The organism is Pseudomonas sp. BF-R-01, assembly GCF_019946615.1.
GTDB lineage: Bacteria > Pseudomonadota > Gammaproteobacteria > Pseudomonadales > Pseudomonadaceae > Aquipseudomonas > Aquipseudomonas migulae.
Genome location: NZ_JAGYFX010000002.1, coordinates 162,053 through 185,926, shown reverse-complemented (window position 1 = coordinate 185,926; position 23,874 = coordinate 162,053). Strand labels below are relative to the sequence as shown.

Genomic DNA, 23,874 nt, shown 5'->3' with positions numbered 1-23,874 from the left:
GCCTCGCTCCTACAGGGGGGTGCGCAATTCCTGTAGGAGCGAGGCTTGCCCGCGAAGGCGATCTGGAAATCAACGCATGACGCGAATGGATTAACCCAGGTTTTGCTCAGTCAACCGCTGCACCGCCAACCGCCGATAGTGCGACGGCGTCATGCCTTTCAACTGCTGAAAACGCCGATTGAAATTGGAGATATTGTTGAAGCCCGACTCGAAACACACATCGGTCACCGGCTTGTCGCCGTCGGCCAGCAGTTCACAGGATTTGCTGATGCGCAGCCGGTTGACGAACTCGATGAAGCAGCGCCCGGTGGCTTGTTTGAACACGCGACTGAAATAGGTCGGCTTCATGCCCAGGTGCTCGGCGACTTCCTCCAGCGGCAGTTCACGGGCGTAGTGGGCAAAGATGTAATCCACCGCGCGGTTGGTGCGATCGATATTGTGTTCATCCGCCAGTTGCGGCGTTGTGGCACCGGACAGCAGTTGGTAGTCGTCGGTGGCTGCGAGCAACTCCAGCAAAATGAAAAAGTGCCCGAGGCGGGTCATGCCTTTGGTGTCGGCGATCCGCTGCATCAAGGTCATCGCCTGGCGGATGGTGTGCTTGCAGCGAAACTCGATGCCGTACTGCGCGCGCTCCAGCAAGGGCGCCAGTGTCTTGAGTTCGGCAAACACCTGGTGGCCGCTCTCGAACAGCTCGTCGGTGAAGTTGACCAGCATGTCCCGCTTGGGCACCACTTCGTCCTCGGCGACCTGGCTGATCCAGTTGTGGGGCAGGTTGGGGCCGGTGAGGAAGAGAGTTTCCGGATAGAAGTTGCCGATGTAGTCGCCAATGAACACCTTGCCGGAGCTGGCGACGATCAGGTGCAGTTCGTATTCCTTGTGAAAATGCCAGCGCACCAAGGGGCAGGGGAAACCGTGCTGGCGATAGATGATCGACAACCCGTTATGGTCGTCCATCAGTTCGTAGGAAGGATCGGTGACTCTGGCAGTCCGGGTCATATCAGGGCGCTTTTATTGTTATTGCGCCCTGATCATGCCTCTTTACCGGCCGACATTGCCAGCCTGGGGCATGTCGACCGACGTCATGCGCCCGGTTACGGATGCAGGGCGCTGCCATAAACCGCCTTCATGCTCGACGCGCTCCAGCAGTAACGCACGATGTCTGACTCATCGAAAAAGTCGGTGCTGACAATGCTGCATCGCGTCACCCAGTCCCGGGTCGGGTTGAACCAGGCGTTGATCTGGTTCTTGATGTCCTGAGGCCCGCCCAGAAAACCGTAGCTGGTGGCCGACAACGACCAGAGAAAGCTCTCGAACGGTGCGTCTTGCAGCTCGTTGGCAATGTGGCGTTCCAGTTCCGCCGTGTCGGTGAAGGTTTCGCCGCTCCATTTGTGCGGGATGCGCGGCCAGAAGTAATCATCGTCCAGCCCCCGCACAACGTGCGCTGCCAGCACCAGCCTGCGGCGGGTGCTCATGCGTTTGAGTTGGCCCACCGTTTTCGACGCGTCGTAGGACGGTATGACTCGGTGCCCGAGTCGACTCACCAGCAGGTCATTGAGTTTCTTGTGGTCAAAACGCTTGGCACCGTCGCCCATTTGGTGGAAGTCGAAGACGATGAACTCGTCCGGGTTTTGATCAAGAAACGCGGTTGTCGCGTCGATCAGCTCATCAAGGACACGATGAGACTGAAAGCCATTGTGATGAAAGTAGAAGATCGATTGATCGCGCCCCTCGGTGTAACCAAGTCGGATATCAAATGCCCGTGCACCATTGGCCAGTTGCCACGCAAATGAGTCGTTTTGGCACGTGGTCCAGTTACCAATGACAACATCATAGTTAGGGGCTTTTTTGTCCATGCCGCTGTTGTGAGTGCCTGGCCAGATCAAGTCGGTCAACTTCAGGCGGTCGACGTCGAGCACATTACTCATCCATTTCTTTTTGTCGAACGTACCTTGTAAAGATTGGGTCATTGTCATTCCTGATAGTGGCTTCAGCCCATCCGTGGGATGAAGTGGATATATGTAGTTTCAAGCATAGGGGTGCGTTCCAGCATTGCCAGTGACGGAAACATCTGCACAAATTAATAGTGTCAGGCGTTGGCTTTGATCAGATTGGCCATCCGGCAATGGCTGACCAGATTCGATGTTTCAAAAAAGTCCGCGTTGATAATGCTGCACCTTAGAATCCACTCGCTGACGGCCGGGTCAAACCATTGATCAAGCTGCTCGCCGATGTTCACCGGACCGCCCACGGCGTGGTAACTGGTGGCGGAGAGCGACCATGGCATGTCGCTGGTTGGCGGGTATCGCATGACCTGCGAGATATGCGCGTTCAGCTCACTGATGCTGGTCGTCCCGATTCCGCTCCATTCGTGCGGAATGTACCGGCAAAACAAGGTGGCATCGAAGCTCGGGTGATATTCGGCGGCAACCAGCACACGCCGGGCATGACTGGCCCGTTTCAATTGACCGAGTGTCAGGCCTGCATTCCTGTAAGGAATTATCCGGTCACCCAAATGAGTCATCAGCAGGCGGTTGAACTCCCGATGGTCAAAGGCCTGGTTGCCTGCATTCAACTGATGAAAATCCAGCACGATGAACTCATCGGGGTTTTCCTGCAGAAACCGGATCACGCTCGTGATCAGGTCTTCCAGGGAGCGGGAGGAGCGAAAACCGTTGTGCTGGCACCAGAAGGTTCCGACGCCATTGCGACCGATTTCATACTCCAGCCTGACATCGAGCGCGCGGGCGCCTTGGGTCAATTGATAGTAGAACGTATGGGTCTGGCAAGCGGCCCAGTGACTGATGCCCGGTGCCGCATACGAGGCCTTTTTGTCCACGCCGGCATTATGCGCGCCAGGTAAAACCAGTTCCGCAAGCGAGAGTGAATCAATGACCGGAAGTTGGGTCATCCAGCGATGGGTGGTAAATGATTGGTTGTTGTAGAGGAAGTTAAGCTTAGTTGCTGTTAGATCGTTATTCATCGTGCGTCCTTGCACAGTAGGTTAATCGTCAGAGGAGACGATTCTAACGATCAAGTGTCATCTTTAGTTCTGTTTTTCGCTTCAATCCATTGCGCCATGTATTGAGTGCTTTTATGTTGGTGGTGGCGCAGCATGCTGCCGGTAAAGTTGTCCCGTCTTAGTGTCCGCAAGTGCTGTTGGCAATACTCTAGTTTTGCAATCAACGCCGGGCCGTGGGTGTGCAGCTGATAACGTTCGGCCAGCAGTTCCAGGCCAACAGCCTGGGCGTTCGACCATTGGGCCTGGTCTTTATAGAGTTGCACCGCGCAATCGGCAAACTCGCGTGCCGTGCGGGTCACGGCGCCCGGCCAGGGGCCTTGGCCATACATGGCTTCGGCACCGATCGGCGTGGTGACATTCGGTGTACCGCAAATCATCGCATCGACGATTTTGCCCTTGATGCCCGCACCGAAACGCAACGGCGCCAGGCATACGCGAGCGGCCGACATCACTTGCAACGCATCTTCTGCCCAGTTCATTACATGGAAACCTTGCGCCGCATTGTGCAGCGCGGTCGCCTTGGGTGGCGTGTAGGCCCCGTAGATGAGCAAGCGAGCGGTGGGCAATTGCTCGCGAATCAGTGGCCAAATGGTGGTTTTCATCCAGAGCACCGCATCCCAGTTGGGCGCGTGACGGAAGTTGCCGATACTAAGGAAGTCCGCGCGCTCCTCAAAACCCGCCAGCGGCGCGCTCGGTGGATCGACCATCAACGGGCACCAGTGCAGCAGGCTGCGTGGCACCTTGAACTGCTCGACCAGCAACTCGATTTCCGTTTCGGAAATCATCAGGTTCAAGTCGCAGCGATACAACGCAGCGATTTCCCGTTTCGCCAGGTCGGTGTCGGCCATCAGTTCGAACTCTTCACGCAAGGCCGGTGCGAACAGCCCGCTGAAGTCATTGTCGTCGTCGCTGGCCTTCAACCGGTCCTTGAGCCGTTGATGCCGGGCATGGCGCAGGCTTTGCAAATCCTGCGTTCCGAGCACGCGCAAGGCATCGGGGCAGTGCTTCTCGACACGCCAGCCGAACTGTTCTTCCATCATGAATTGCTCGAACAGCACGATGTCCGGCGCCAGTTCGCGGACAAACACATCGAAACTGCTGTTGTTCAGTTCGATCGGCACTTCACGAATGCCCAGCGCCGTCAGGTCTTCCTGATGTTCGCCAGCACCGGCGGGGCTGCTGAAGGTCACGTCCCAGCCTTGTTGCAGAAACGTCCCGAGCAGTTGCATCACATACCCACCCGCCGCGGAGGAGCGTGGCTCGGGCCAGACGTAGCCGATAACCAGGACTTTGGTGGCGCGGGGCAGACTCATGCAGGGAGATTCCTTGAAGCGGGCAGGGGAATAAAAGCGGGGCGCAATTAAACCACAGCCGAGGACGATTCCTCAGCCCGCTCAACGACGGCTAGGCATTACCGAGAATGCCTTTGACCTTGTCGCGCAATTGATCAATGGAAAACGGTTTGCCGATCACATGCATTCCGGCGGGCACCTCAATATTTTCTGCGTAGCCGCTGGCAAACAGGACGGGCAGTTCCGGGCGAACCATGCGCGCCTGCGTGGCCAGTTCGCGGCCATCCATGACCGGCAAACCGACGTCGGTCATCATCAGATCGATGTATTGATCTTCATCATTGAGAAATTCCAGCGCCTGCTCGCATCCGTTCGCCTCCAGAACCTTGAATTCCAGCTCCTCCAGCACATCGACGATCAGCATGCGCACAATGTCGTCGTCTTCAACGACCAGGATGATGGATTGTTCAGCGGACATATTGGGGGTTCTCAACAGTTGAATTCGCAGTGACCGGCCGATCAAAAACGCCGGGCTCTAGCATGAGTAAGTAACGGACCCCGACAAGTTCCCGACCCCACTGGAAAAAGAATAGCCGTACCAGGGCGGACAAGGATAACCGCTCCTTTGCGCTGGGGCAGTTGAATGTAGGATTTAGCGCACAATCACGTCAGAAAATTGGATCAATGCGGCAGATTTGAGGCAGACTCCCTGGATTCCAACAGTTCGACAAGGCCCTCCCATGACCACTGCGTCTTCGGTTGACGAGCAACGATTTCGTAAACTCCTGAGCCGCAACGTCAGCCTGCCGTTGGGTGTCGGTGTGCTCAGTGCGGTGTTCTTTGTCTCGCTGATCACCTATCTGCTGTCGGTGATCCAGTGGGTCCAGCACACCGACCGGGTGATCAATAACGCCAATGAAGCGGTCAAGCTGACCGTCGATCTGGAGACCGGCATGCGCGGTTTCCTGCTCAGTGGCGACGAGAGATTTCTTGAACCCTACGAAACCGCCAAGCCGAGAGTCGCGGTAGCGGTCAAGACCTTGCTTGAACTGACGGCGGACAACCCGGTGCAAACCGACCGCCTGCAACGGCTCCAGGCCCTGCAGGATGAATGGGCGACTTACGCGCAGAACATGATCGACTTGCAGCATGCGGGCGGTGACTACCGCAGCGCCATCAAGGCCGGGCGCGGCAAACGCCTGACTGATGAAATCCGCAAGCAATTCGAAGACGTGATCGACATGGAGCAGCAGTTACGCGCCACGCGTAACGAAGAAGTGCGCCGCAGCACGATCTGGAGCATCAGCCTTTATCTGCTGTTCATTGTCGGCATCAGCGGGTTGCTCGCCTACATTGGCCGTCGGGATCTGCTCAACCTTTCGCAAAGCTACAGCGCCAACCTGGCCGCGCAGCAGGCCAGTGCCCATCGTCTGGAACAGCAAGCCTGGCTGCGCAATGGCCAGACCGAGCTGGCCGAGCAAGTGCTGGGGCAACTGTCGCTCAATCTGCTGGGGCGCAACATTCTGCAGTTTTGCGCGCAATACCTCGGCACGGCGGTGGCGGCTATTTATGTACGTGAGGAGCATGGCGGCCTCAAGCGCATTGCCTCTTACGGTTTTTCCCGTGAGCAGGAAGCCCTTGAACAACAGATTTACAGCGACGAAGGGATTGTCGGGCAAGTGGCGCAACAGGCGAAGCTGATACGCCTCGACAACGTGCCAAGCAACTATTTCAAGGTCAGTTCCGGCCTTGGTGAAGGCTTGCCGCACAGCGTGCTGGTGGTGCCGACCAGCGATGACGATCGGGTCAACGGGGTCATCGAACTCGGCTTCCTGCGCCCGTTGAACGACCGCGACATCGAACTGCTCGAACTGATTGCCGGCAACATCGGCACTTCCATCGAGGCCGCGCGCTATCGTCAACGCTTGCAGGAAGTGCTGGCCGAAACCCAGCAACTCAACGAAGAACTGCAAGTTCAGCAAGAAGAACTCAAGACCGCCAACGAAGAGCTTGAAGAGCAATCAAGGGTTCTCAAGGAGTCCCAGGCGCATCTGGAAACCCAGCAGGTCGAGCTGGAGCAGACCAACGAACAACTTGCCGAACAAGCCCTGACTCTGGCCGAGCAACGCGATGCCATGGACCTGAAGAACACCGAACTCAATCAGGCCCAGGCCCAGCTCGAAGAGCGCGCCGAAGAGTTGCAGCGCTCTAGCAAGTACAAGTCCGAATTCCTCGCCAACATGTCCCACGAATTGCGCACGCCGCTGAACAGTTCGTTGATCCTGGCCAAGTTGCTGGCGGAAAACCCGCAGGAAAACCTCAGCGCCGAACAGGTCAAATTCGCCGAGTCGATCTATTCGGCCGGTAATGATTTGCTGAACTTGATCAACGACATTCTCGACATCTCCAAGGTCGAGGCCGGCAAGCTGGATATGCGTCCGGAAAACACCAGCGTCGCCCGCCTGGTGGACGGTTTGCGCGGGATGTTCCAGCCACTGGCGACGGACAAGCAGCTGGATTTCCAGGTCGATGTGCAGCCCGGCGCACCGATGATGATTTTCACCGACCGCCAGCGTCTGGAGCAGGTGGTGAAGAATCTGCTGTCCAACGCGGTGAAATTCACCGAGAAAGGCACGGTCAGCCTGACCGTCGCCAGCCAGCCCGGCGACGGCATTGCCTTTATCGTCCGCGATTCCGGGATCGGTATCGCACAAGAGCAGCAGGAAAGCATTTTCGAAGCGTTCCGCCAGGCCGACGGCACCACCAATCGCCGTTACGGCGGCACCGGGCTGGGCCTGTCGATTTCCCGTGATCTGGCGGCATTGCTCGGCGGTTCCATCAGTGTCACCAGCGAACCGGGGCAGGGCAGTGTGTTCACCCTGGTCTTGCCGCAGCAATACGTTGAACCGGGCGAGACGCCGGTCGAGCCGATGCAGGCCTCACCGGTTGCGCTGACGCCGAGAGCACCGGCACCTGCCCTGGTGCCGCTGATCGCCGAAGTCGATATCCCGCGTTTCGACGACGATCGAGGCAAGGCTCCTTTCACCACTCGCTGCATTCTGGTGGTGGAAGATGAGTCAAACTTCGCGCACATCCTCTACGATCTGGCCCACGAACTGGGTTATCAGTGCCTGGTGGCCCACGGCGCCGACGAAGGTTATGACCTGGCGAAGGAATACATTCCCGACGCCATCCTGCTGGACATGCGCCTGCCGGACCACTCTGGCCTGACCGTGTTGCAGCGCCTGAAGGAACACGCGGAAACCCGACACATCCCGGTGCACGTCATCTCGGTCGAAGACCGGGTCGAAGCCGCGATGCACATGGGCGCCATTGGTTACGCGGTCAAGCCGACCACCCGTGAAGAACTCAAGGACGTGTTTGCCCGCCTCGAAGCCAAGCTGACCCAGAAGGTCAAACGCGTGCTGTTGGTGGAAGACGATGACTTGCAGCGCGACAGCATTGCCCGGTTGATCGGCGACGATGACATTGAGATCACTGCGGTCGGCCTCGCGCAGGATGCACTGGACCTGCTGCGCACCACAGTGTTCGACTGCATGATCATCGACCTGAAACTGCCGGACATGTTGGGCAATGATCTGCTCAAGCGCATGTCCACCGAGGACATCTGTTCGTTCCCGCCGGTGATCGTCTACACCGGGCGCAACCTCACTCGCGACGAAGAGACCGAACTGCGCAAGTATTCGCGCTCGATCATCATCAAGGGTGCACGCTCGCCGGAGCGTCTGCTGGATGAGGTCACACTCTTTTTGCACAAAGTCGAATCGCGGTTGTCCCATGAACGGCAAACGATGCTCAAGACCGCGCGCAGCCGCGACAAGGTCTTCGAGGGTCGCAAAGTGCTGTTGGTGGACGACGATGTGCGCAACATCTTCGCCCTCACCAGCGCGCTGGAGCAAAAGGGCGCAATCGTGGTCATTGGCCGGAACGGTCGTGAGGCGATTGAAACCCTGAATGAAGTGGAGGACATCGATCTGGTGTTGATGGACGTGATGATGCCGGAGATGGACGGTTTCGAGGCGACGAGCCTGATCCGTCAGGACCCGCGCTGGCGCAAGCTGCCGATCATTGCGGTGACGGCCAAGGCCATGAAGGACGATCAGGAGCGCTGCCTGCAGGCCGGCTCCAACGATTACCTGGCCAAGCCCATCGACCTGGATCGCCTGTTCTCGCTGATTCGCGTGTGGTTACCGAAGATGGAACGCATTTAGTGGAACGCAATTATTCAGTGGAGCGAAGTAGCGAAATCGAATTGCGGTTGTTGATCGAGGCGATCTACCTCAAATACAGCTACGACTTTCGTGATTATTCCGGCGCGTCGATCAAACGCCGCGTCCAGCATGCGTTGAGCCAGTTCGAGTGCGCGACCATTTCGGCGCTGCAGGAAAAGGTGCTGCACGATCCAACCGCGTTCATGCAGTTGCTGCAATTGCTGACGATCCCGGTCAGCGAGATGTTCCGCGACCCTTCGCACTTCCTTGCCATTCGCCAGGAAGTGGTGCCGCTGCTCAAGACCTACCCCTCGATCAAGATCTGGATCGCCGGTTGCAGCACCGGAGAAGAGGTGTACTCGATGGCGATTCTGCTGCGCGAGGAAGGTTTGCTCGATCGCACCATCATCTATGCCACCGACATCAATCCGCGCTCGCTGGACAAGGCCAAGCAGGGGATTTTCTCCATGGAGAATGTCCGGGCCTACACTCATAACTACCAGCAGGCAGGTGGCCAGCGTTCATTCGCCGACTACTACACGGCGGCGTATGGCTACGCGATTTTCGACAAGAGTTTGTGTGAGAACGTGACCTTCGCCGACCACAGCCTGGCGACCGATAGTGTCTTCTCGGAAACTCAGTTAATTTCGTGCCGTAATGTTTTGATTTATTTCAATAAAAAACTTCAGGACAGGGCGTTCGGGTTGTTCCACGAATCCCTTTGTCATCGCGGTTTTCTGGTGCTCGGCAGCAAGGAAACCCCGGATTTTTCGGCCTTCGGCAACCAGTTCGAGCCGTTGGTCAAACAAGAACGGATCTACCGTAAATCATGAACAGTGCAGCGAAATTGCCTTCTGTGGAGGCTATCGTGATCGGGGCTTCGGCCGGTGGCGTGGAGGCGTTGCTGAGCATCCTCAGCCCTCTGCGCGAAGGCTTCGTGCTGCCGATCATCGTGGTGCTGCACCTGCCGGACGAGCGTCGCAGCCATCTCGCCGACGTGTTTTCCCGAAGAGTCGCCATGCGCGTTGTCGAGGCGCATGACAAGACGCTGATTGAAGCGGGCACGCTGTATTTCGCCACGCCGGGCTATCACTTGTCGGTGGAACAGGACCGCAGCTTTTCCCTGAGCCTGGAAGACCGCGTGCATTATTCGCGGCCCGCCATCGACTTTCTGTTCTCGTCGGCGGCGGATGCCTACGGTCCCGCCCTGGCCGCCGTGCTGTTGACCGGCGCCAACCGCGATGGCGCCAGCGGTCTGGCCGAAGTCAAACAGCGTGGTGGTCTGACCATCGTCCAGGATCCGAAAGAAGCCCAAGTCGCGACCATGCCCCTGGCGGCGCTGGATGTTCACCAGCCAGACCATGTTCTCCCTATCAACGGCATCGGCCGTCTGCTTGTCGAGCTGGAACGAATAGCATGCTAAGTAACATCCAAGCCAAACTGCTGATTGTCGACGATCTGCCGGAGAACCTGTTGGCGCTCGAAGCGCTGATCAAACGCGAAGACCGCATCGTCTACAAAGCCTTGTCCGCCGACGAAGCCTTGTCGCTGCTGCTGCAACACGAATTCGCCATGGCCATTCTCGACGTGCAGATGCCTGGCATGAATGGCTTCGAACTGGCCGAGTTGATGCGCGGCACGGAAAAAACCAAGAACATCCCGATTGTGTTTGTCAGTGCCGCCGGCCGTGAGCTGAACTATGCGTTCAAGGGCTACGAAAGCGGCGCCGTGGACTTCCTGCACAAGCCGCTGGATATCCACGCGGTCAAGAGCAAGGTCAACGTGTTCGTCGATCTGTTCCGCCAGAGCAAGGCCATGAAACAACAGGTCGAAGCGCTGGAGCAGAGCCGCCGCGAGCAGGAAGCGCTGCTTAAACAGTTGCAGAGCACCCAGCAGGAACTGGAGCAGGCGGTGCGCATGCGCGATGACTTCATGTCCATCGTCGCCCACGAAGTGCGTACGCCGCTCAACGGCCTGATCCTCGAAACCCAGCTGCGCAAGATGCACCTGGCGCGCGACAACGCCGCAGCGTTCACCCTGGAAAAGATGCACGCGATGGTCGACCGCGACGAGCGGCAGATCAAAAGCCTGATTCGCCTGATCGAAGACATGCTCGATGTGTCGCGCATTCGCACTGGGAAGCTGTCGATCCGACCGACACGCTTCGATCTGTCGGCGCTGGTGCGCAACTTGTTACAAAATTTCGCCCCACAGATCGATGCCGCCGAATCCTCGGTCACCCTGGACGCCGAGCATCCTGTGGAGGGCAATTGGGACGAATTTCGTATAGAACAGGTGATTTCCAACCTGCTGACCAACGCCTTGCGATACGGCGCGAAGAGCCCGATCACCGTGAAGGTGTACAGTGAGAGCGGTCAGGCGCGGGTGGACGTACGCGATCAGGGGATCGGCATTGGTGAAGAAAACCAGAAGCGTATTTTCCAGCAGTTCGAACGGGTTTCGGCCAAACACGCCGTCGCCGGGCTGGGCCTGGGGTTGTTTATTTCAGAACAGATTGTGACCGCCCATGGCGGTACCATTACCGTCGAGAGCCGGATTGGCGAAGGCGCCTTGTTTCGCGTTTGTCTGCCGCTGTAGGAAAACAGCCATTTAAACGCAACCTCTGATCGACCTCACGGTCGTATCAGCAGCTATTGACCGAACAAAGGCTACCCATGAGTGAAGATGCACAAGATGTCGTACTGATCGTCGAAGATGACCCCTCCATCCTGATGGTGCTGTCGGCCTACCTGTCGGGTGAGGGTTACCGGGTTTTGCAGGCCGAAAACGGCGAGCAGGCCTTCGAGATTCTGGCGAGCAAGCCGCATCTGGACATGATGATCACCGACTTCCGACTGCCGGGCGGGATCTCCGGCGTGCAGATCGCCGAACCCGCCGTGAAACTGCGACCGGAGCTCAAGGTGATTTTCATCAGCGGCTACCCGCAGGAAATCCGCGAGACCGACAGTCCGATCACGCGCACGGCGCCGATTCTGGGTAAGCCGTTTGATCTGGATGTGTTGCAGGAAATAATGCAGGACATGCTGTCCTGAGCATGGCTCGACAGGTTGTCCCAGACCTGTAGGAGCCGGCTTGCTGGCGATGGCGTAAGTTCTGACACTGCGCGTTATCGTTCTTCGCGGGCGAGCCTCGCTCCTACAATGCTGCGTCGTGTTGCCCCGATCCTGTAGGAGCCAGCTTGCTGGCGATGGCGACCGCAAGATCAGCGATGATTTAAAGCCCTTGCTGCAGGGCCGGATCGTCGGGATTGAGCTGTTCGAGTTGTGCCAACAGAATCTGCACGTTTTGCAGTTGCCCGCTTTCTTTCCAGTAGTTGATCAACAACACCCGTGCCTTGCGGTCGGCCGGATGGCGCTGGACGATTTCCTGCAACTGTTTCTGCGCCGCTTCCAGCTCTTGTTCGCCGTGTAGCGTGGTGGCGAGGTCGTAGCGGTAATCCTTGTTGTCCGGTTCCAGCTCCACGGCTTTGGACAGGCCGAGCAGGGCGAACTCACTTTGCCCGTGATGCAGCAACCAGAGCCCCAAGGCATGTTGCAGGTAGGCAGAATCGGGTTGAGCCTTCAACTGTTTGGCCAATAGCAGCCGGGCGGCTTCGCCTTGGCCCTGTTTGTCCAGCACCTCGATCTGCATCACCAGTGCCGGCAGATTGTCAGGCGCAAGGCGCAAGGTGTTCTCCAGCGCCTGTTGCGCCGCCTTGAATTCGCCGTTGTGCAGATGCAGCCGGGCCAGCTGGTACTGGTTGTCCGCGCTGTCGGGCGCACTCGTGAGCACTTGCTCCCACGCGTCGATCGCCTGTTGCAACGGCCCAAAGTACAAACCAAGGTCGTCCGGCGACAGTCCAAGCAATGCGTTCACGGCGGTAAACCGCACGCTTTGTTCGCTGTCATCGAGCAACGGGCCCAACAGCAGGCTGCGCTGCCCGCTGGGGACTAAACCGCTGATGCTCTTGATCGCAGCGATGCGCACCTCGGCCGCCGGGTGTTGCAGGTCTGCGTCTGCCAGTTTCAGGGCGAGCGGGCTGGGATAATTGGGCAGTTCGGCATGCAGCCAGACACGGCGTTTGGGCGAAATGTCAGGGCGCCCCAATTGCTGGTACAAAACCCGCGCTGCGCCCGGTTGCCCGGCCCGCGCCTGGGCCAGCGCTTCGCTGAAACCGCGCTTGATCGCCTCCGGCACCACGGGCGTTGTGCTGCGCAGCAACAGCCACGCAAGGCCGATGGCAAACAGGACACAGAGGCTGATGATCAGGTAACGGCGGGACTGGGGCATGCAGGAATCCGGTAGCAGGCAAGCTTTTGCAAGGTTGCCAGCTTCGGTCAGGCCGGGCTGTGAGTCAAACCCTGAGGCCATTGCGCGGCGAATAGTCAGTATTTTTCCTACAAGTGCTGTCGACACTGAAACCCTGTCGAGCCGCCGAAGCAGTGACTACGCTTGCTGGAGATGACCCGATGAGCGCTCCCATGCAACCGCTGCTTCAATACTTCAAGGCAATACTCAACCCTGGCCCAGGGGTGGTGTTGTTCGCCTTGAGAACCATTGCGGCCGGGCTGTTGACGCTGTACCTGGCGTTCCTGTTCGACCTCGACCAACCCAAGTGGTCGATCATGGCGGTGGTCATCGTCAGTCAACCATTGGGCGGAATGGCCCTGGCCCGCAGTTTCGGTCAGGTCATCGGCACCACACTCGGGGCCGTCGTCGCGGTGGTGATCATGGCCATTTTCCCCCAGGCGCCGTTGCCTTTCATCGTGACCCTGGCCTTGTGGCTGGCGTTGTGTACCGCCGGCGGCACCTTGTTGCGCTACACCAGTTCCCAGGCATTTGTCCTGAGCGGCTACACGGCGGTGGTCGTGGCACTGCTGGCAGTACCTGATCAGGACGGCACGTTCCTGTTGGCCGTGACCCGCGTCACCGAAACCTTGTTGGCGGTGGCCTGCGTGTGTGTGGTCAGCCTGCTCACCGCGCGCCCGGAAACCGTGGCCCGGGACTATTTCGCCAAAATCGATCAAGTCATCAAGCTGCTGGCAACCCATGCCGCTGCGGTCATTCGCACCGAAGAAAGCGAGGCTGACTTTCACCGTCGGCAGATGCAACTGTTGGGGGAAATCAGCGCGCTCGAAGGCGTGCGCCGGCATTTGTATTTCGACGCGCCACGGTTACGCAGCGCCAATGGTCTCGTACAGCTACTGGGTAATCAGCTCGTGTTGCTGACCTCGCGTCTGACGGCGCTGCGTCACCAGCGAGAACTGCTGACCGAGCGTTGGCAAGGGGCATTGCCCGAGGAAATCCAGCGTTTGCGCGCCGAAGAGCTGGCCTTCCTCGATCAACTGGCCCTGCAAGGGCGCTCGCTGTCGAGCGAGGCGCGGCACCATTTCGCGGCGCTGCAACAGCGTTTCGATGATCAAGCCTACAAGGCTGAACAACTCACCGAGACGATGCCTGCCACGTTGCGTTCCCTGGCCTGGGCACTGCGTTGGGAGCAGGCCCGGATGCTGGAGCAACTGGGACAGATGTTGGAACTGAGTGACGCAATCCAGGAAGAGCGGGCGGCCAGTAGCGTATTCCGCGGCCAGGAAAATCCGTTGCATCTGGACTATACGCTGGCGGCAATGAACGCAATCCGCGCCTTTACTGCATTGGTGGTGGCCGGGTTCATCTGGATCGAGACCGGTTGGGACGGGGCTCGGGGCGGGATGATTGTGGTGGGGATTCTCTGTTCGCTGATGGCGACTTTCCCTCGGCCATTACTGGCCAGCCAAAGCTTTGCCAGGGGGTTGGGTCTGTCGTTGGTGGTGTCGGCGCTTTACCTGTTTTTGCTGATTCCGATGATCAATGGCTTCGAGCTGCTGGCCTTGCTGCTCGCTCCGTTGCTGTATGCCGTCGCGGTGGGGCTGTCGAGCCCGCCAACCACGGGCACCGGCATCGGCCTCGGATTGACGACGATGCTGTTGCTGGGCCCGCAAAACGTCGGCGTCGGGCAAAACACCGCGATTCAGTGGTTCGAGTTTGCCGGCGCCTACATCAGTGCCACCGCACTTGCACTCAGTGTCTATGCCTTGATCTTCCCGTTCCGACCCGTCTTGCGGATGCGTCGGCTGTTCAATGAGAACTGCCAGCAGGTCTACGCTTTGCTGAAGACCCCGGCCACCGACGAGCAACAATTTGCGTTTGAAAGCCGCATGGTCGACCGCCTGACCATGATGTTGGGGTTGTTGCCGGCGATCAGTGACAAGCATTCCAGAGACCTGTTTGAAGTCAGCCTCGGGTGCATGGCACTGGGCGTGGCGTTGAATCAGCTCAGGCAACAGGCGCAAGACAACACGTTGCTCAGTACCGATCAATTGAACCGTTTGCTGGCGGCGGTCCGCGAAACAGGGCGATTGATTGCCGGGCGCGTCGGGATCGACCTTGAACGGTTGCTGGAGAACCTGCATGTCCTGGGTGATGAAATGGACGACTTGCATCTGGACGTTCATGAACACCTGTGGTCGGTGTTCAGGATGCGCGTGGCGCTATTGATTGTGGTGTCGTTTTTGGAGCGATACCGCGCCTGGTTTCAACCCGCCGAACAGGAAGGAGACCCCATCCTTGCCCATTGACCTGGAAGTAGGCGGCGTCTATTTGCCGCCGATCGCGCAGGCGCTGTTGCTGGCCTTGCCGATTTTCCTGCTACTGGACTGGACCTTGCGCCGCCTCGGTGTATTGCGGTTCGTCTGGCACGAAGCCTTGTTCGAAGGTGCGTTGTACGCCTGCGTTTGCGCGACGCTGATTCTGGTGATGGGAGCCTGATGCCTTGAAGAAGATCCTTGCCCGGCTCACAACGGTGGCGGTGGTGCTGCTGGCCTTTGTGCTCGGCTGGTTCGCCTGGGAGCATTACACCCGCGCCCCCTGGACTCGCGATGCACGGGTGCGGGCTGATGTGGTGACCTTGTCCGCCGATGTATCGGGTCGGATTGTCGCGCTGAGGGTTCAGGACAATCAGCATGTCGACAAGGGCCAGTTACTGCTGGAGATCGACCCGGCTCGCTACATCCTCGCAGTGGAGCATGCCAAGCGTTCGGTGGAGGTTTCGAAGGCCACTCTCGGCCAATCCGAAGCAACGATTGTCGCCAGCGAAGCGCTGCTGCGCCAGCGTCAGAGTGAAGAGCGCCGTCGGCGAACACTCAAGCAACGCTTCGCGATTTCGGGCGAAGAATGGGAAAAGTCCAGCACAGAGGTGGCGGTAGCACAGGCCGAGTTGCTGCGTAACCAGGCCAACCTGGGGCTGGCGCAGGCCAATGTGCAATTGGCTGTCGCGGCCTTGACCCAGGCGGAACTGGATCTGCAGCGTACCCGGGTCGAAGCGCCCGTCAGCGGCTACGTCACCAACCTGCTGACCCGACAGGGCGACTATGCCGCGGCCGGGGGCGCATTGTTGGCGTTGGTGGACAGCGATTCGTTTTATGTCAGCGGTTATTTCGAAGAAACCAAACTGCCGAGAATCGGGGAGGGGGATCGGGTCAGGATCGAGTTGATGAGCGGCGAAACCTTCGGCGGCAAGGTGCAGAGCATTGCCTTCGCCATCGCCGACCGCGAGAACCTGCCCGGCGGCCGTCTGCTGGCCAACATCAACCCCAGTTACACCTGGGTCAAACTGGCGCAACGGGTGCCGGTGCGGATCAGGATTGACCCCGACTATGCCGGCAAGGACAAACTGAGGGCGGGGACAACGGCCACCGTGACAGTGCAGGAAACCCGCAATTCTCAAGATCACCGCTAATCCCTTGTGGGAGCGGGCTTGCCCGCGATAGCGGTGGATCAGTCACCACTCATGTTGAATGTGCGGCCGTCATCGCGGGCAAGCCCGCTCCCACAGGGACTCTGGTAATTTCACTAATTGTGCAGGCAAAAAAAAGCCCCGCGACCGAATGAGGCGCAGGGCTAAAAAATTGGTTGGTTGCGACCAGCCAAAAGAGCTCTATAACGTGTTACTTGCTGGCGACCGTCTCTGGTTGCCAACCGCCACCCAGGGCCTTGTAGATCGCGACGATGCCGCGATACAGATCGACTTCGGCCTGGGCCTGAGTGTCTTCCGCCGCCAGACGTTCGCGTTGGGCATCGAGCAGGACAAGGAAGTCCGCCGTGCCTTCGCGGTAGCGAATTTCAGCCAGGTCGGCTGCCGCGCGGCTTGATTCACTCTGACGAATCAGCGAAATCAGGCGTTGCTGGCGTTTGCCGTAATCACTGAAGGCGTTTTCCGATTCTTCAAGGGCCAGCAGCACTTGTTGCTCGTAGGTCGCCAAGGCGCCTTCGGCATCCGCGTCGGCGCCGCGGATACGGGCTCGAACACTGCCCAGGTCAAACGCCGCCCAAGTGATACTTGGGCCCAGTGCCCAGGCGTTGGCCGCCGAGGATCCGATCTGCGAACCACGTCCGGCGGTCCAGCCGAGGAAGCCGCTGAGGCTGACCCGCGGGAACAGGTCCGCCTTGGCCACGCCAATACGCGCCGTGGCCGAAGCCAGTTTGCGCTCGGCGCTGAGAACGTCCGGACGACGTTGCAGCAGTTCTCCCGGATTACCGATCGGCAGTGCCTTGGCAATCGCCGGCAAGTCTTTCGGGCTCAAGTCGACGGTCAGTTTGTCCGGACGTTCACCCAACAAGGTGGCGATACGGTTTTTCTGCCGAACCTGTTCGGCCTGCAATTGCGGCACGCTGGCTTCGACAGACGCCAGGCGTGCATCGGCGCGGACCACATCGAGCTGATCGCCGACGCCGGCATCGCGCAGGCTTTCGGTGATCTTGCGCGACTCCTGCTGGTTGTTCAGGTTGGCCAGGGCAATTTTTTCCCGCAGTTGCGCACCGCGCAGCTGACCGTAGGCGTCCACCAGTTCGGCAATCATGGTGACTTGCAGTTGGTACAGATCCGCTTCGGCCGCTTGCTGTTCGGCGTCGCTGGATTCCAGGTTGCGCTGGATGCGACCAAACAGGTCCAGTTCCCAGGCCATGTCCAGACCCAGGTCATAGCGTTCGCTATTGACCCGTTTGGTGGTCTCGCCCGGAATCTGGCCTTTGCCAAGATCACTGCTGACGCGGCTGGTGATGGTCGGCATGGCGTCATTGCTGACGTCATCGCGGATCGCCCGGGCCGCCTTCCAGCGAGCGAAGGCGACGCGCAAGTCACGGTTGCCTTGCAGCGATTGCGTCACCAACTGGTTGAGGGTCGGGTCTTCAAACTGCTGCCACCAGATGCCTTCGAAACGTGAGCGGTCGAAGTTTTTCTGACCCGCAGCGCCATCGGTGGCGGTGGTGATGTTGGCCGGTTCGGTGGCCGGGGTCTTGTAGTCCGGGCCGACGGCACAGGCGCTCAGGGCCAGTACCAGCAGGCTCGGCAGGAAGGCTTTCAGGCTCATTGTTGCGCCTCCAGTTTCAGGGCCTTGGCCGCTTTGCGTTGTTCACCGCGCTCCACAAAGTTACGAATCAACACGTAGAACACTGGCGTCAGCAACAGGCCGAAGAAGGTCACCCCGAGCATCCCGGAGAACACGGCCACACCCATGGCGTGACGCATTTCGGCACCGGCACCGCTGGAGAACACCAGTGGCACCACACCCATGATGAACGCGAAGGAGGTCATCAGGATCGGCCGCAGACGCAGGCGGCAAGCTTCAAGCACCGCAGCCAGCGGGTTCATGCCTTCTTCCTGTTTGTCCTTGGCAAACTCGACGATCAGAATCGCGTTCTTGCAGGCAAGTCCCACCAATACGATCAAGCCGATCTGGGTGAAGATGTTGTTGTCGCCTCCCGAAGCAATCACACCGGTGATGGCCGACAGCAGGGTCATCGGTACGATCAGGATCACCGCCAGTGGCAGGCTCCAGCTTTCGTACTGCGCCGCGAGTACCAGGAACGCCAGCAATACGCAGAGCGGGAACACGAACAGTGCGGTGTTGCCGGACAGAATCTGCTGGTAGGTCAGGTCGGTCCATTCGTAGGTCATGCCGTTCGGAAGTTCTTCCTTGAGTAGTTTCTCGATGGCTTTTTCGGCCTGGCCGGAGCTGTAGCCTGGGGCTGCCGCACCGTTGATTTCAGCGGTGATAAAGCCGTTGTAGTGCATGACGCGGTCCGGGCCCGAGGTGTCGCTGACCTTGATGAAGGTCGCCAGCGGGATCATCTCGCCTTTGTTGTTACGCACTTTCAGCTGACCGATCTGGTCCGGTTCGAGGCGGAACTGCTGCTCGGCCTGGACGTTGACCTGATAGGTACGACCGAAGCGGTTGAAGTCGTTGGCATACAGCGAACCCAGGTAGATCTGCAGGGTGTCGAAGATGTCGCTGACGGCCACGCCGTGAGTCTTGGCTTTTTCCCGGTCGATGGCGGCATCGACTTGCGGCACGTTCACCGTGTAGCTGGTGAACAGGCCTGCCAGTTCCGGCACACCGTGGCTCTTGGTAATGATGTTCATGGTTTCTTTGTACAGCTCGTCGTAGCCCAGGTTGCCCCGGTCTTCGATCTGCAGGCGGAAACCACCGATGGTGCCAAGGCCTTGTACCGGCGGCGGTGGGAAGATCGCCATGTAGGCTTCCTGAATCCCGGCGAACTGGCCGTTCAATGCACCGGCAATCGCACCGGCGGACATGCTCGGGTCTTTACGCTCGTCGAACGGTTTCAGGGTCACGAACACGATGCCGGCGTTAGGGCTGTTGGTGAAGCCGTTGATCGACAGGCCCGGGAACGCTACCGCACTTTCCACGCCAGGCTGTTTCAGGGCCAGGTCGGACATGCGTTTGATCACGTCTTCGGTACGGTCCAGGCTGGAAGCGTCCGGCAGTTGCGCGAAGGCCACCAGGTATTGCTTGTCCTGGCCAGGTACGAAACCGGTCGGGGTGTGGGCGAAACCGAAGAAGGTCAGCACCATCAGGCCTGCGTACAACAGCAGGGCAATACCGCTGCTGCGGATAACCCGGGCTACGGTGCCGACATAGCCATGGCTGGCGCGTTCGAAGAACCGGTTGAACGGACGGAACAGCCAGCCGCCCAATAGTTTATCGAGCACTTTGGTAAAGCGATCTTTCGGCGCACTGTGGCTCTTGAGCAGCACGGCGGCCAGGGCAGGGGACAGTGTCAGCGAGTTGAACGCCGAGATCACGGTCGAGATGGCAATGGTCAGGGCAAACTGTTTGTAGAACTGGCCGGTGAGTCCGGAAATGAACGCCGCCGGGATAAATACCGCACACAGCACCAGCGCCGTCGCGATGATCGGCCCGGTCACCTCTCGCATGGCTTTCTTGGTGGCTTCTACGGGCGTTTCTCCCAGCTCGATGTGCCTTTCCACGTTCTCCACCACCACGATGGCGTCGTCCACCACGATACCGATGGCCAATACCAGGCCGAACAGTGACAAGGCGTTCAGCGAGAAGCCGAACAAGTGCATCACCGCAAACGTACCGATCAACGAAACCGGCACCGCCACCAACGGAATGATCGAGGCACGCCAGGTTTGCAGGAACAGGATCACGACCAGAACCACCAGGATCAGTGCTTCGAAGAGGGTGTGAACCACCGCTTCGATGGAACCGCGCACGAAGATCGTCGGGTCATAGACGATGCTGAAGTCCATGCCTTCCGGGAAGCTCTTCTTCAGCTCCGCCATCTTGTCGCGCACTTCGTTGGAGATTTCGATCGCGTTGGAACCAGGACGCTGGAAGATCGGGATCGCCACCGCCGGCTGGTTATTCAGCAAGGAACGCAGGGCGTATTGGCTGGAACCCAGCTCGACGCGCGCGATGTCTTTCAGGCGGGTAATTTCACCGTTGTCGCCGGAGCGAATGATGATGTTCTCGAACTCTTCTTCGGAAACCAGACGACCCTGAGTGTTTACCGACAGCTGGAACGCGGTGGCATTCGGCGCAGGCGGGGCACCCAAGGCACCGGCAGCGACTTGACGGTTTTGTTCGCGGATCGCGGTTACCACGTCGGTCGCGGTCAGATTGCGCGAAGCGGTCTTGTTCGGATCAAGCCATACCCGCAACGAGTAGTCGCCCATACCAAACAGCTGCACATCACCGACACCGCCCAGGCGCGCCAGCTCATCTTTGATGTTGAGCAAGGCGTAGTTGGACAGGTAGAGCATGTCGTAGCGTTTGTCCGGCGAGGTCAAGTGCACGACCATGGTCAGGTCGGGCGATGCCTTGTCCACGGTAATACCGATGCGCGTCACTTCTTCTGGAAGTTTCGGCTCGGTCCGGGTCACGCGGTTCTGCACCTGCACCTGGGCGTTGTCCAGGTCGGTGCCCAGCGCGAAGGTGATGGTCAGGGTGATCTTGCCGTCAGCGGTGGACTGCGAGGACATGTACAGCATGTTCTCGACGCCGGTGATGGCTTGCTCCAGAGGAGCGGCCACGGTTTCACCGATGACTTTTGGGTTGGCGCCCGGGAAGTTGGCACGGACCACAACGGTCGGTGGCACGACTTCCGGGTATTCGCTGATCGGCAACTGGAACAGCGAGATGGCACCGGCGATCAGGATCAGCAGCGACAGCACCGCTGCAAAGATCGGCCGTGAAATGAAGAATTGGGAAAAATTCATCGGAGTCGTTATCCCTTAACCGCGTGGGGTTGCAGCAGCCAGTTTCACAACCGAACCCGGCGCGACCTTGGCAGGTGCGACTTGGGGCAGGTTGCTGGCTTCCAGCGCTTGTCGTTGTTGTGCGAGTGCCGCGAGGGTTTGCTCGCTGGCCATCGGGATCACTTCAGGGGTGACTGGCGAACCAGGACGTACCCGTTGCAGGCCCTTGACGATGATCGTGTCGTCCTTGTTCAGGCCGTTGCGCACGATGCGCAGCCCTTCGATTTTCGGACCCAGCTCGACCGCGCGGTAGGCGGTTTTGTTGTCGGCATCCATCACCAGCACGAACTTTTTACCGAGGTCGGTACCGACCGCTTCATCGTTGATCAACACGGCGGAGTAGGTGCCGCTGCCGACCAGTTTCAGGCGCGCATAAAGGCCCGGGGTGTAAGCGCCGTCGCTGTTGTCGAACACGGCGCGGCCACGGATGGTGCCGGTTTTCGGGTTGACCTGGTTGTCGACGAAGTTCATCACGCCCTGGTGCGGGTTGCCGTCTTCGTTGGACAGGCCGAGGTAAACGGGAGTGGTTGCACCACGTTTGCCCTGGCGAGCGAGTTGGGTGTATTTGAGGAACACACGCTCGTCAGCGTCGAAGTAGGCGTAGACCTTGTCGGTAGACACGACGCTGGTCAGCGCGGTGGTATCGGCGGTCACCAGGTTGCCGGCGGTGATTTCGGCACGGCTGACACGGCCGCTGATCGGTGCGGTGACGCGGGTGAAGCTCAGGTTCAGTTTCGCCAGGTCCAGTTGTGCCTGAAGGGCACCGACTGCAGCGCGGGCTTCTTGTGCAGCACTCGTGCGCGAATCGGCCAGCTCGGCGGAAATCGCGTTGCTGGTACGCAGACGCTCACCGCGTTGGGCTTCATTTTCGCTGCGGGTCGCGTTGGCGCGCGACTGAGCGACCAGCGCTTCGAGACGGCGGACCTCGGCCTGGAAGGGACGCGGGTCGATCTGGAACAGCAAGTCGCCTTTCTTGACCAGCGCGCCTTCGGTGAAGGCAACGTCATCGATCTGACCGGAGACCCGTGGACGAATCTCTACCGTTTCCGGCGCTTCAAGGCGCCCGGTGAATTCGTCCCACTCATTGACCGGTTGTTCCAGCACCTTGGCGACGCTGACTTTCGCCGCAGGCATGGTCGCGGCAGACTCCGGAGCCTTGCCGCAAGCGCTCATCACCACTACGGCCAGCAGGGCCAACGGGAAGCGCAAATGTTTGAGTGACTGTTCCATGGATGCATCCGCCAATGTATTGAGATGGGCGGATGATGCTCGGCGGGTTGGTGTCGCACGAATCGAATGAAGCGAAGGTAACTATCATTCGGAATGATATAAGTGCCGGGCGAGCCCTCTAGCATGCACCTCGGGTTGGAACGCGATCAATGTGTTTGACGGCAATTCTGTGTTGCGGGGAATGCAAGGAATCGGCATGAGACCGAGTCGCTCCCTTCGCGGGCAAGTCGGATCGCCGCACCGCTTGCTCCTACAGGCAGTTGCGTATTCCTGTAGGAGCGAGGCTTGCCCGCGAAGAGGCCATCAGCGCCAACAGAAGATCAGGATCAGGCCAGACTGTCCGGATCCCCAAAGAACATCTGAATCCGCGACCTCAACCAACGCTCACCCGGATCATTGTCCTGCGACCCACGCCACGCCATGTGCAATTCAAAGCTGCGCACCGGCAACGGCGGATCTTCCGCCCGCACGCCGCCGGCTGCCGTCAATGCGTCAGCCGTGTAATCCGGCACCGTCGCGACGATATCCGTCCCGCTGAGGAGCGTGCTGAGCCCGTTGAACTGCGGCACCGCGAGTACCACGTGACGTTTGCGTCCGAGCTTTTCCAGCTCTTCATCTATAAAGCCGCTCAAGTCACCGGCGAACGACACCAGCGCATGGGGGCGGGCGCAGAAATCATCCAGGCTCAACGGGCCCGGCACTGTATCGGCACGCAACAGTTTGGGCATGCTGCGGCGCAGCACTTTACGCTTGGCGTTGGCCGGCAGGTCGGCGGTGTAGCTGACGCCGATTGAAATCTCGCCCGAGGCCAGCAGGCTTGGCATCAGGATGTAGTTGGCCCGCCGCACCACCAGCACAATCCCGGGCGATTCGGCGCGCAGGCGTTTGAGCAGCATCGGCAACAAAGCGAACTCGACATCGTCCGACAGGCCGATGCGGAACACCGCCGTACTGGTCGCCGGGTCGAACTCCGCTGCGCGGCTGACAGCCGTGGAAATCGAGTCCAGGGCCGGGGAGAGCAGGGCGAAGATCTCCACCGCCCGCGCGGACGGTTCCATGCTGCGCCCGGTTCGCACGAACAATGGATCATCGAACAGCCCGCGCAGGCGCGAGAGCGCCGCACTGATCGCCGGCTGACCGAGGAACAATTTCTCCGCAGCGCGGGTCACACTGCGTTCGTGCATCAGTGTTTCGAAAACGATCAACAGGTTCAGGTCGACACGACGCAGGTCATTACGATTCATCTGGAGTCCTGGCAGAGTCATCAAGCTTGACGGGAGCAGCCATATGAGAACAATGGCCGGCATGAATATTACGGGGAAAGGCTGCTACTCTGCACCGAGTAATTCAGTTTTCCTACAAAGGCTGCTTCGGTTTCTTACGACATTTGAAGATGTCGCCGGCGCTGCGGAATCAATGACAGGCATGTCGACTATTAATAGCCACTGATAGTCTTGGGTAGAAAGCCCAGATAGAGTT

General features: G+C 59.2%; 18 protein-coding genes. 8 read left to right on the top strand and 10 right to left on the bottom strand.

Translation table 11 applies throughout. The features are described 5' to 3' along the window. Window positions 1-90: 90 nt before the first annotated feature. From KGB27_RS02345 to KGB27_RS02325, 5 genes are all read right to left on the bottom strand, one after another. A complete protein-coding gene (locus tag KGB27_RS02345; protein WP_008026553.1) occupies window positions 91-996 on the bottom strand; it encodes an AraC family transcriptional regulator in 906 nt (301 codons plus the stop codon). A gap of 95 nt (window positions 997-1,091) precedes the next feature. Then, entirely contained in the window at window positions 1,092-1,967 is an 876-nt protein-coding gene (locus KGB27_RS02340; RefSeq protein WP_223552998.1) for a phospholipase, read from the bottom strand. A gap of 119 nt (window positions 1,968-2,086) precedes the next feature. Next, window positions 2,087-2,980, bottom strand: coding sequence for a phospholipase (locus KGB27_RS02335; protein WP_223552996.1), 894 nt, complete (start codon window positions 2,978-2,980; stop codon window positions 2,087-2,089). A 50-nt stretch (window positions 2,981-3,030) separates the two neighbouring features. Further along, window positions 3,031-4,332 carry a glycosyltransferase gene (locus KGB27_RS02330; protein WP_223552994.1) on the bottom strand — a complete coding sequence of 434 codons (1,302 nt, stop codon included), beginning with the start codon at window positions 4,330-4,332 and terminating at the stop codon, window positions 3,031-3,033. A 91-nt stretch (window positions 4,333-4,423) separates the two neighbouring features. Continuing rightward, the gene (locus tag KGB27_RS02325; RefSeq protein WP_223552993.1) at window positions 4,424-4,789 is read right to left on the bottom strand and encodes a response regulator; all 366 of its coding nucleotides are present in this window, start codon (window positions 4,787-4,789) and stop codon (window positions 4,424-4,426) included. Between the two features lie 262 nt (window positions 4,790-5,051). On the opposite strand from KGB27_RS02325, the gene KGB27_RS02320 reads away from it, so the two are divergent. The 5 genes from KGB27_RS02320 (at window position 5,052) to KGB27_RS02300 (ending at window position 11,596) form a co-directional block, all read left to right on the top strand. After that, window positions 5,052-8,543, top strand: a complete 3,492-nt coding sequence (locus KGB27_RS02320) for a response regulator (protein WP_223552989.1) — start codon at window positions 5,052-5,054, stop codon at window positions 8,541-8,543. After that, window positions 8,543-9,376, top strand: coding sequence for a CheR family methyltransferase (locus tag KGB27_RS02315; protein ID WP_008044275.1), 834 nt, complete (start codon window positions 8,543-8,545; stop codon window positions 9,374-9,376). The genes KGB27_RS02320 and KGB27_RS02315 overlap by 1 nt, the downstream gene beginning before the upstream one ends. Then, on the top strand, window positions 9,373-9,966 hold the full coding sequence (locus KGB27_RS02310) for a chemotaxis protein CheB (protein ID WP_223552981.1): 594 nt from the start codon (window positions 9,373-9,375) through the stop codon (window positions 9,964-9,966). The genes KGB27_RS02315 and KGB27_RS02310 overlap by 4 nt, the downstream gene beginning before the upstream one ends. Beyond that, a complete protein-coding gene (locus KGB27_RS02305; RefSeq protein WP_192227134.1) occupies window positions 9,960-11,141 on the top strand; it encodes a hybrid sensor histidine kinase/response regulator in 1,182 nt (393 codons plus the stop codon). The genes KGB27_RS02310 and KGB27_RS02305 overlap by 7 nt, the downstream gene beginning before the upstream one ends. 77 nt (window positions 11,142-11,218) lie before the next feature. Continuing rightward, window positions 11,219-11,596 (top strand): response regulator, encoded by a 378-nt coding sequence (locus tag KGB27_RS02300; protein ID WP_008026542.1) that lies wholly within the window; start codon window positions 11,219-11,221, stop codon window positions 11,594-11,596. Between the two features lie 181 nt (window positions 11,597-11,777). On the opposite strand, the gene KGB27_RS02295 is transcribed toward KGB27_RS02300, so the two are convergent. After that, on the bottom strand, window positions 11,778-12,833 hold the full coding sequence (locus KGB27_RS02295; RefSeq protein ID WP_223451559.1) for a tetratricopeptide repeat protein: 1,056 nt from the start codon (window positions 12,831-12,833) through the stop codon (window positions 11,778-11,780). A 179-nt stretch (window positions 12,834-13,012) separates the two neighbouring features. Here KGB27_RS02295 and KGB27_RS02290 point away from each other — a divergent pair, with 179 nt between their 5' ends. From KGB27_RS02290 to KGB27_RS02280, 3 genes are read left to right on the top strand one after another with little or no spacing between them, the layout of a single operon-like run. Further along, the gene (locus KGB27_RS02290; protein WP_223552978.1) at window positions 13,013-15,160 is read left to right on the top strand and encodes an FUSC family protein; all 2,148 of its coding nucleotides are present in this window, start codon (window positions 13,013-13,015) and stop codon (window positions 15,158-15,160) included. Further along, entirely contained in the window at window positions 15,150-15,350 is a 201-nt protein-coding gene (locus KGB27_RS02285; protein WP_008026537.1) for a DUF1656 domain-containing protein, read from the top strand. Before KGB27_RS02290 ends, KGB27_RS02285 begins: the two co-directional genes overlap by 11 nt. Window positions 15,351-15,354: 4 nt before the next feature. Further along, entirely contained in the window at window positions 15,355-16,320 is a 966-nt protein-coding gene (locus KGB27_RS02280) for an HlyD family secretion protein (protein ID WP_223552976.1), read from the top strand. Between the two features lie 208 nt (window positions 16,321-16,528). Here KGB27_RS02280 and KGB27_RS02275 read toward each other — a convergent pair whose 3' ends face one another. The 4 genes from KGB27_RS02275 to KGB27_RS02260 all read right to left on the bottom strand — a co-directional run bounded on the left by KGB27_RS02275 (window position 16,529) and on the right by KGB27_RS02260 (window position 23,639). Further along, on the bottom strand, window positions 16,529-17,950 hold the full coding sequence (locus tag KGB27_RS02275; RefSeq protein ID WP_207284355.1) for an efflux transporter outer membrane subunit: 1,422 nt from the start codon (window positions 17,948-17,950) through the stop codon (window positions 16,529-16,531). Next, window positions 17,947-21,126: an efflux RND transporter permease subunit gene (locus KGB27_RS02270; protein WP_008044286.1), complete on the bottom strand. Its 3,180-nt coding sequence runs from the start codon at window positions 21,124-21,126 to the stop codon at window positions 17,947-17,949. The genes KGB27_RS02275 and KGB27_RS02270 overlap by 4 nt, the downstream gene beginning before the upstream one ends. A gap of 15 nt (window positions 21,127-21,141) precedes the next feature. After that, window positions 21,142-22,395: a multidrug efflux RND transporter periplasmic adaptor subunit MexE gene (gene mexE, locus KGB27_RS02265; protein ID WP_008026285.1), complete on the bottom strand. Its 1,254-nt coding sequence runs from the start codon at window positions 22,393-22,395 to the stop codon at window positions 21,142-21,144. A gap of 326 nt (window positions 22,396-22,721) precedes the next feature. Beyond that, window positions 22,722-23,639, bottom strand: coding sequence for a LysR family transcriptional regulator (locus KGB27_RS02260; RefSeq protein ID WP_008026287.1), 918 nt, complete (start codon window positions 23,637-23,639; stop codon window positions 22,722-22,724). Between the last annotated feature and the right edge of the window lie 235 nt (window positions 23,640-23,874).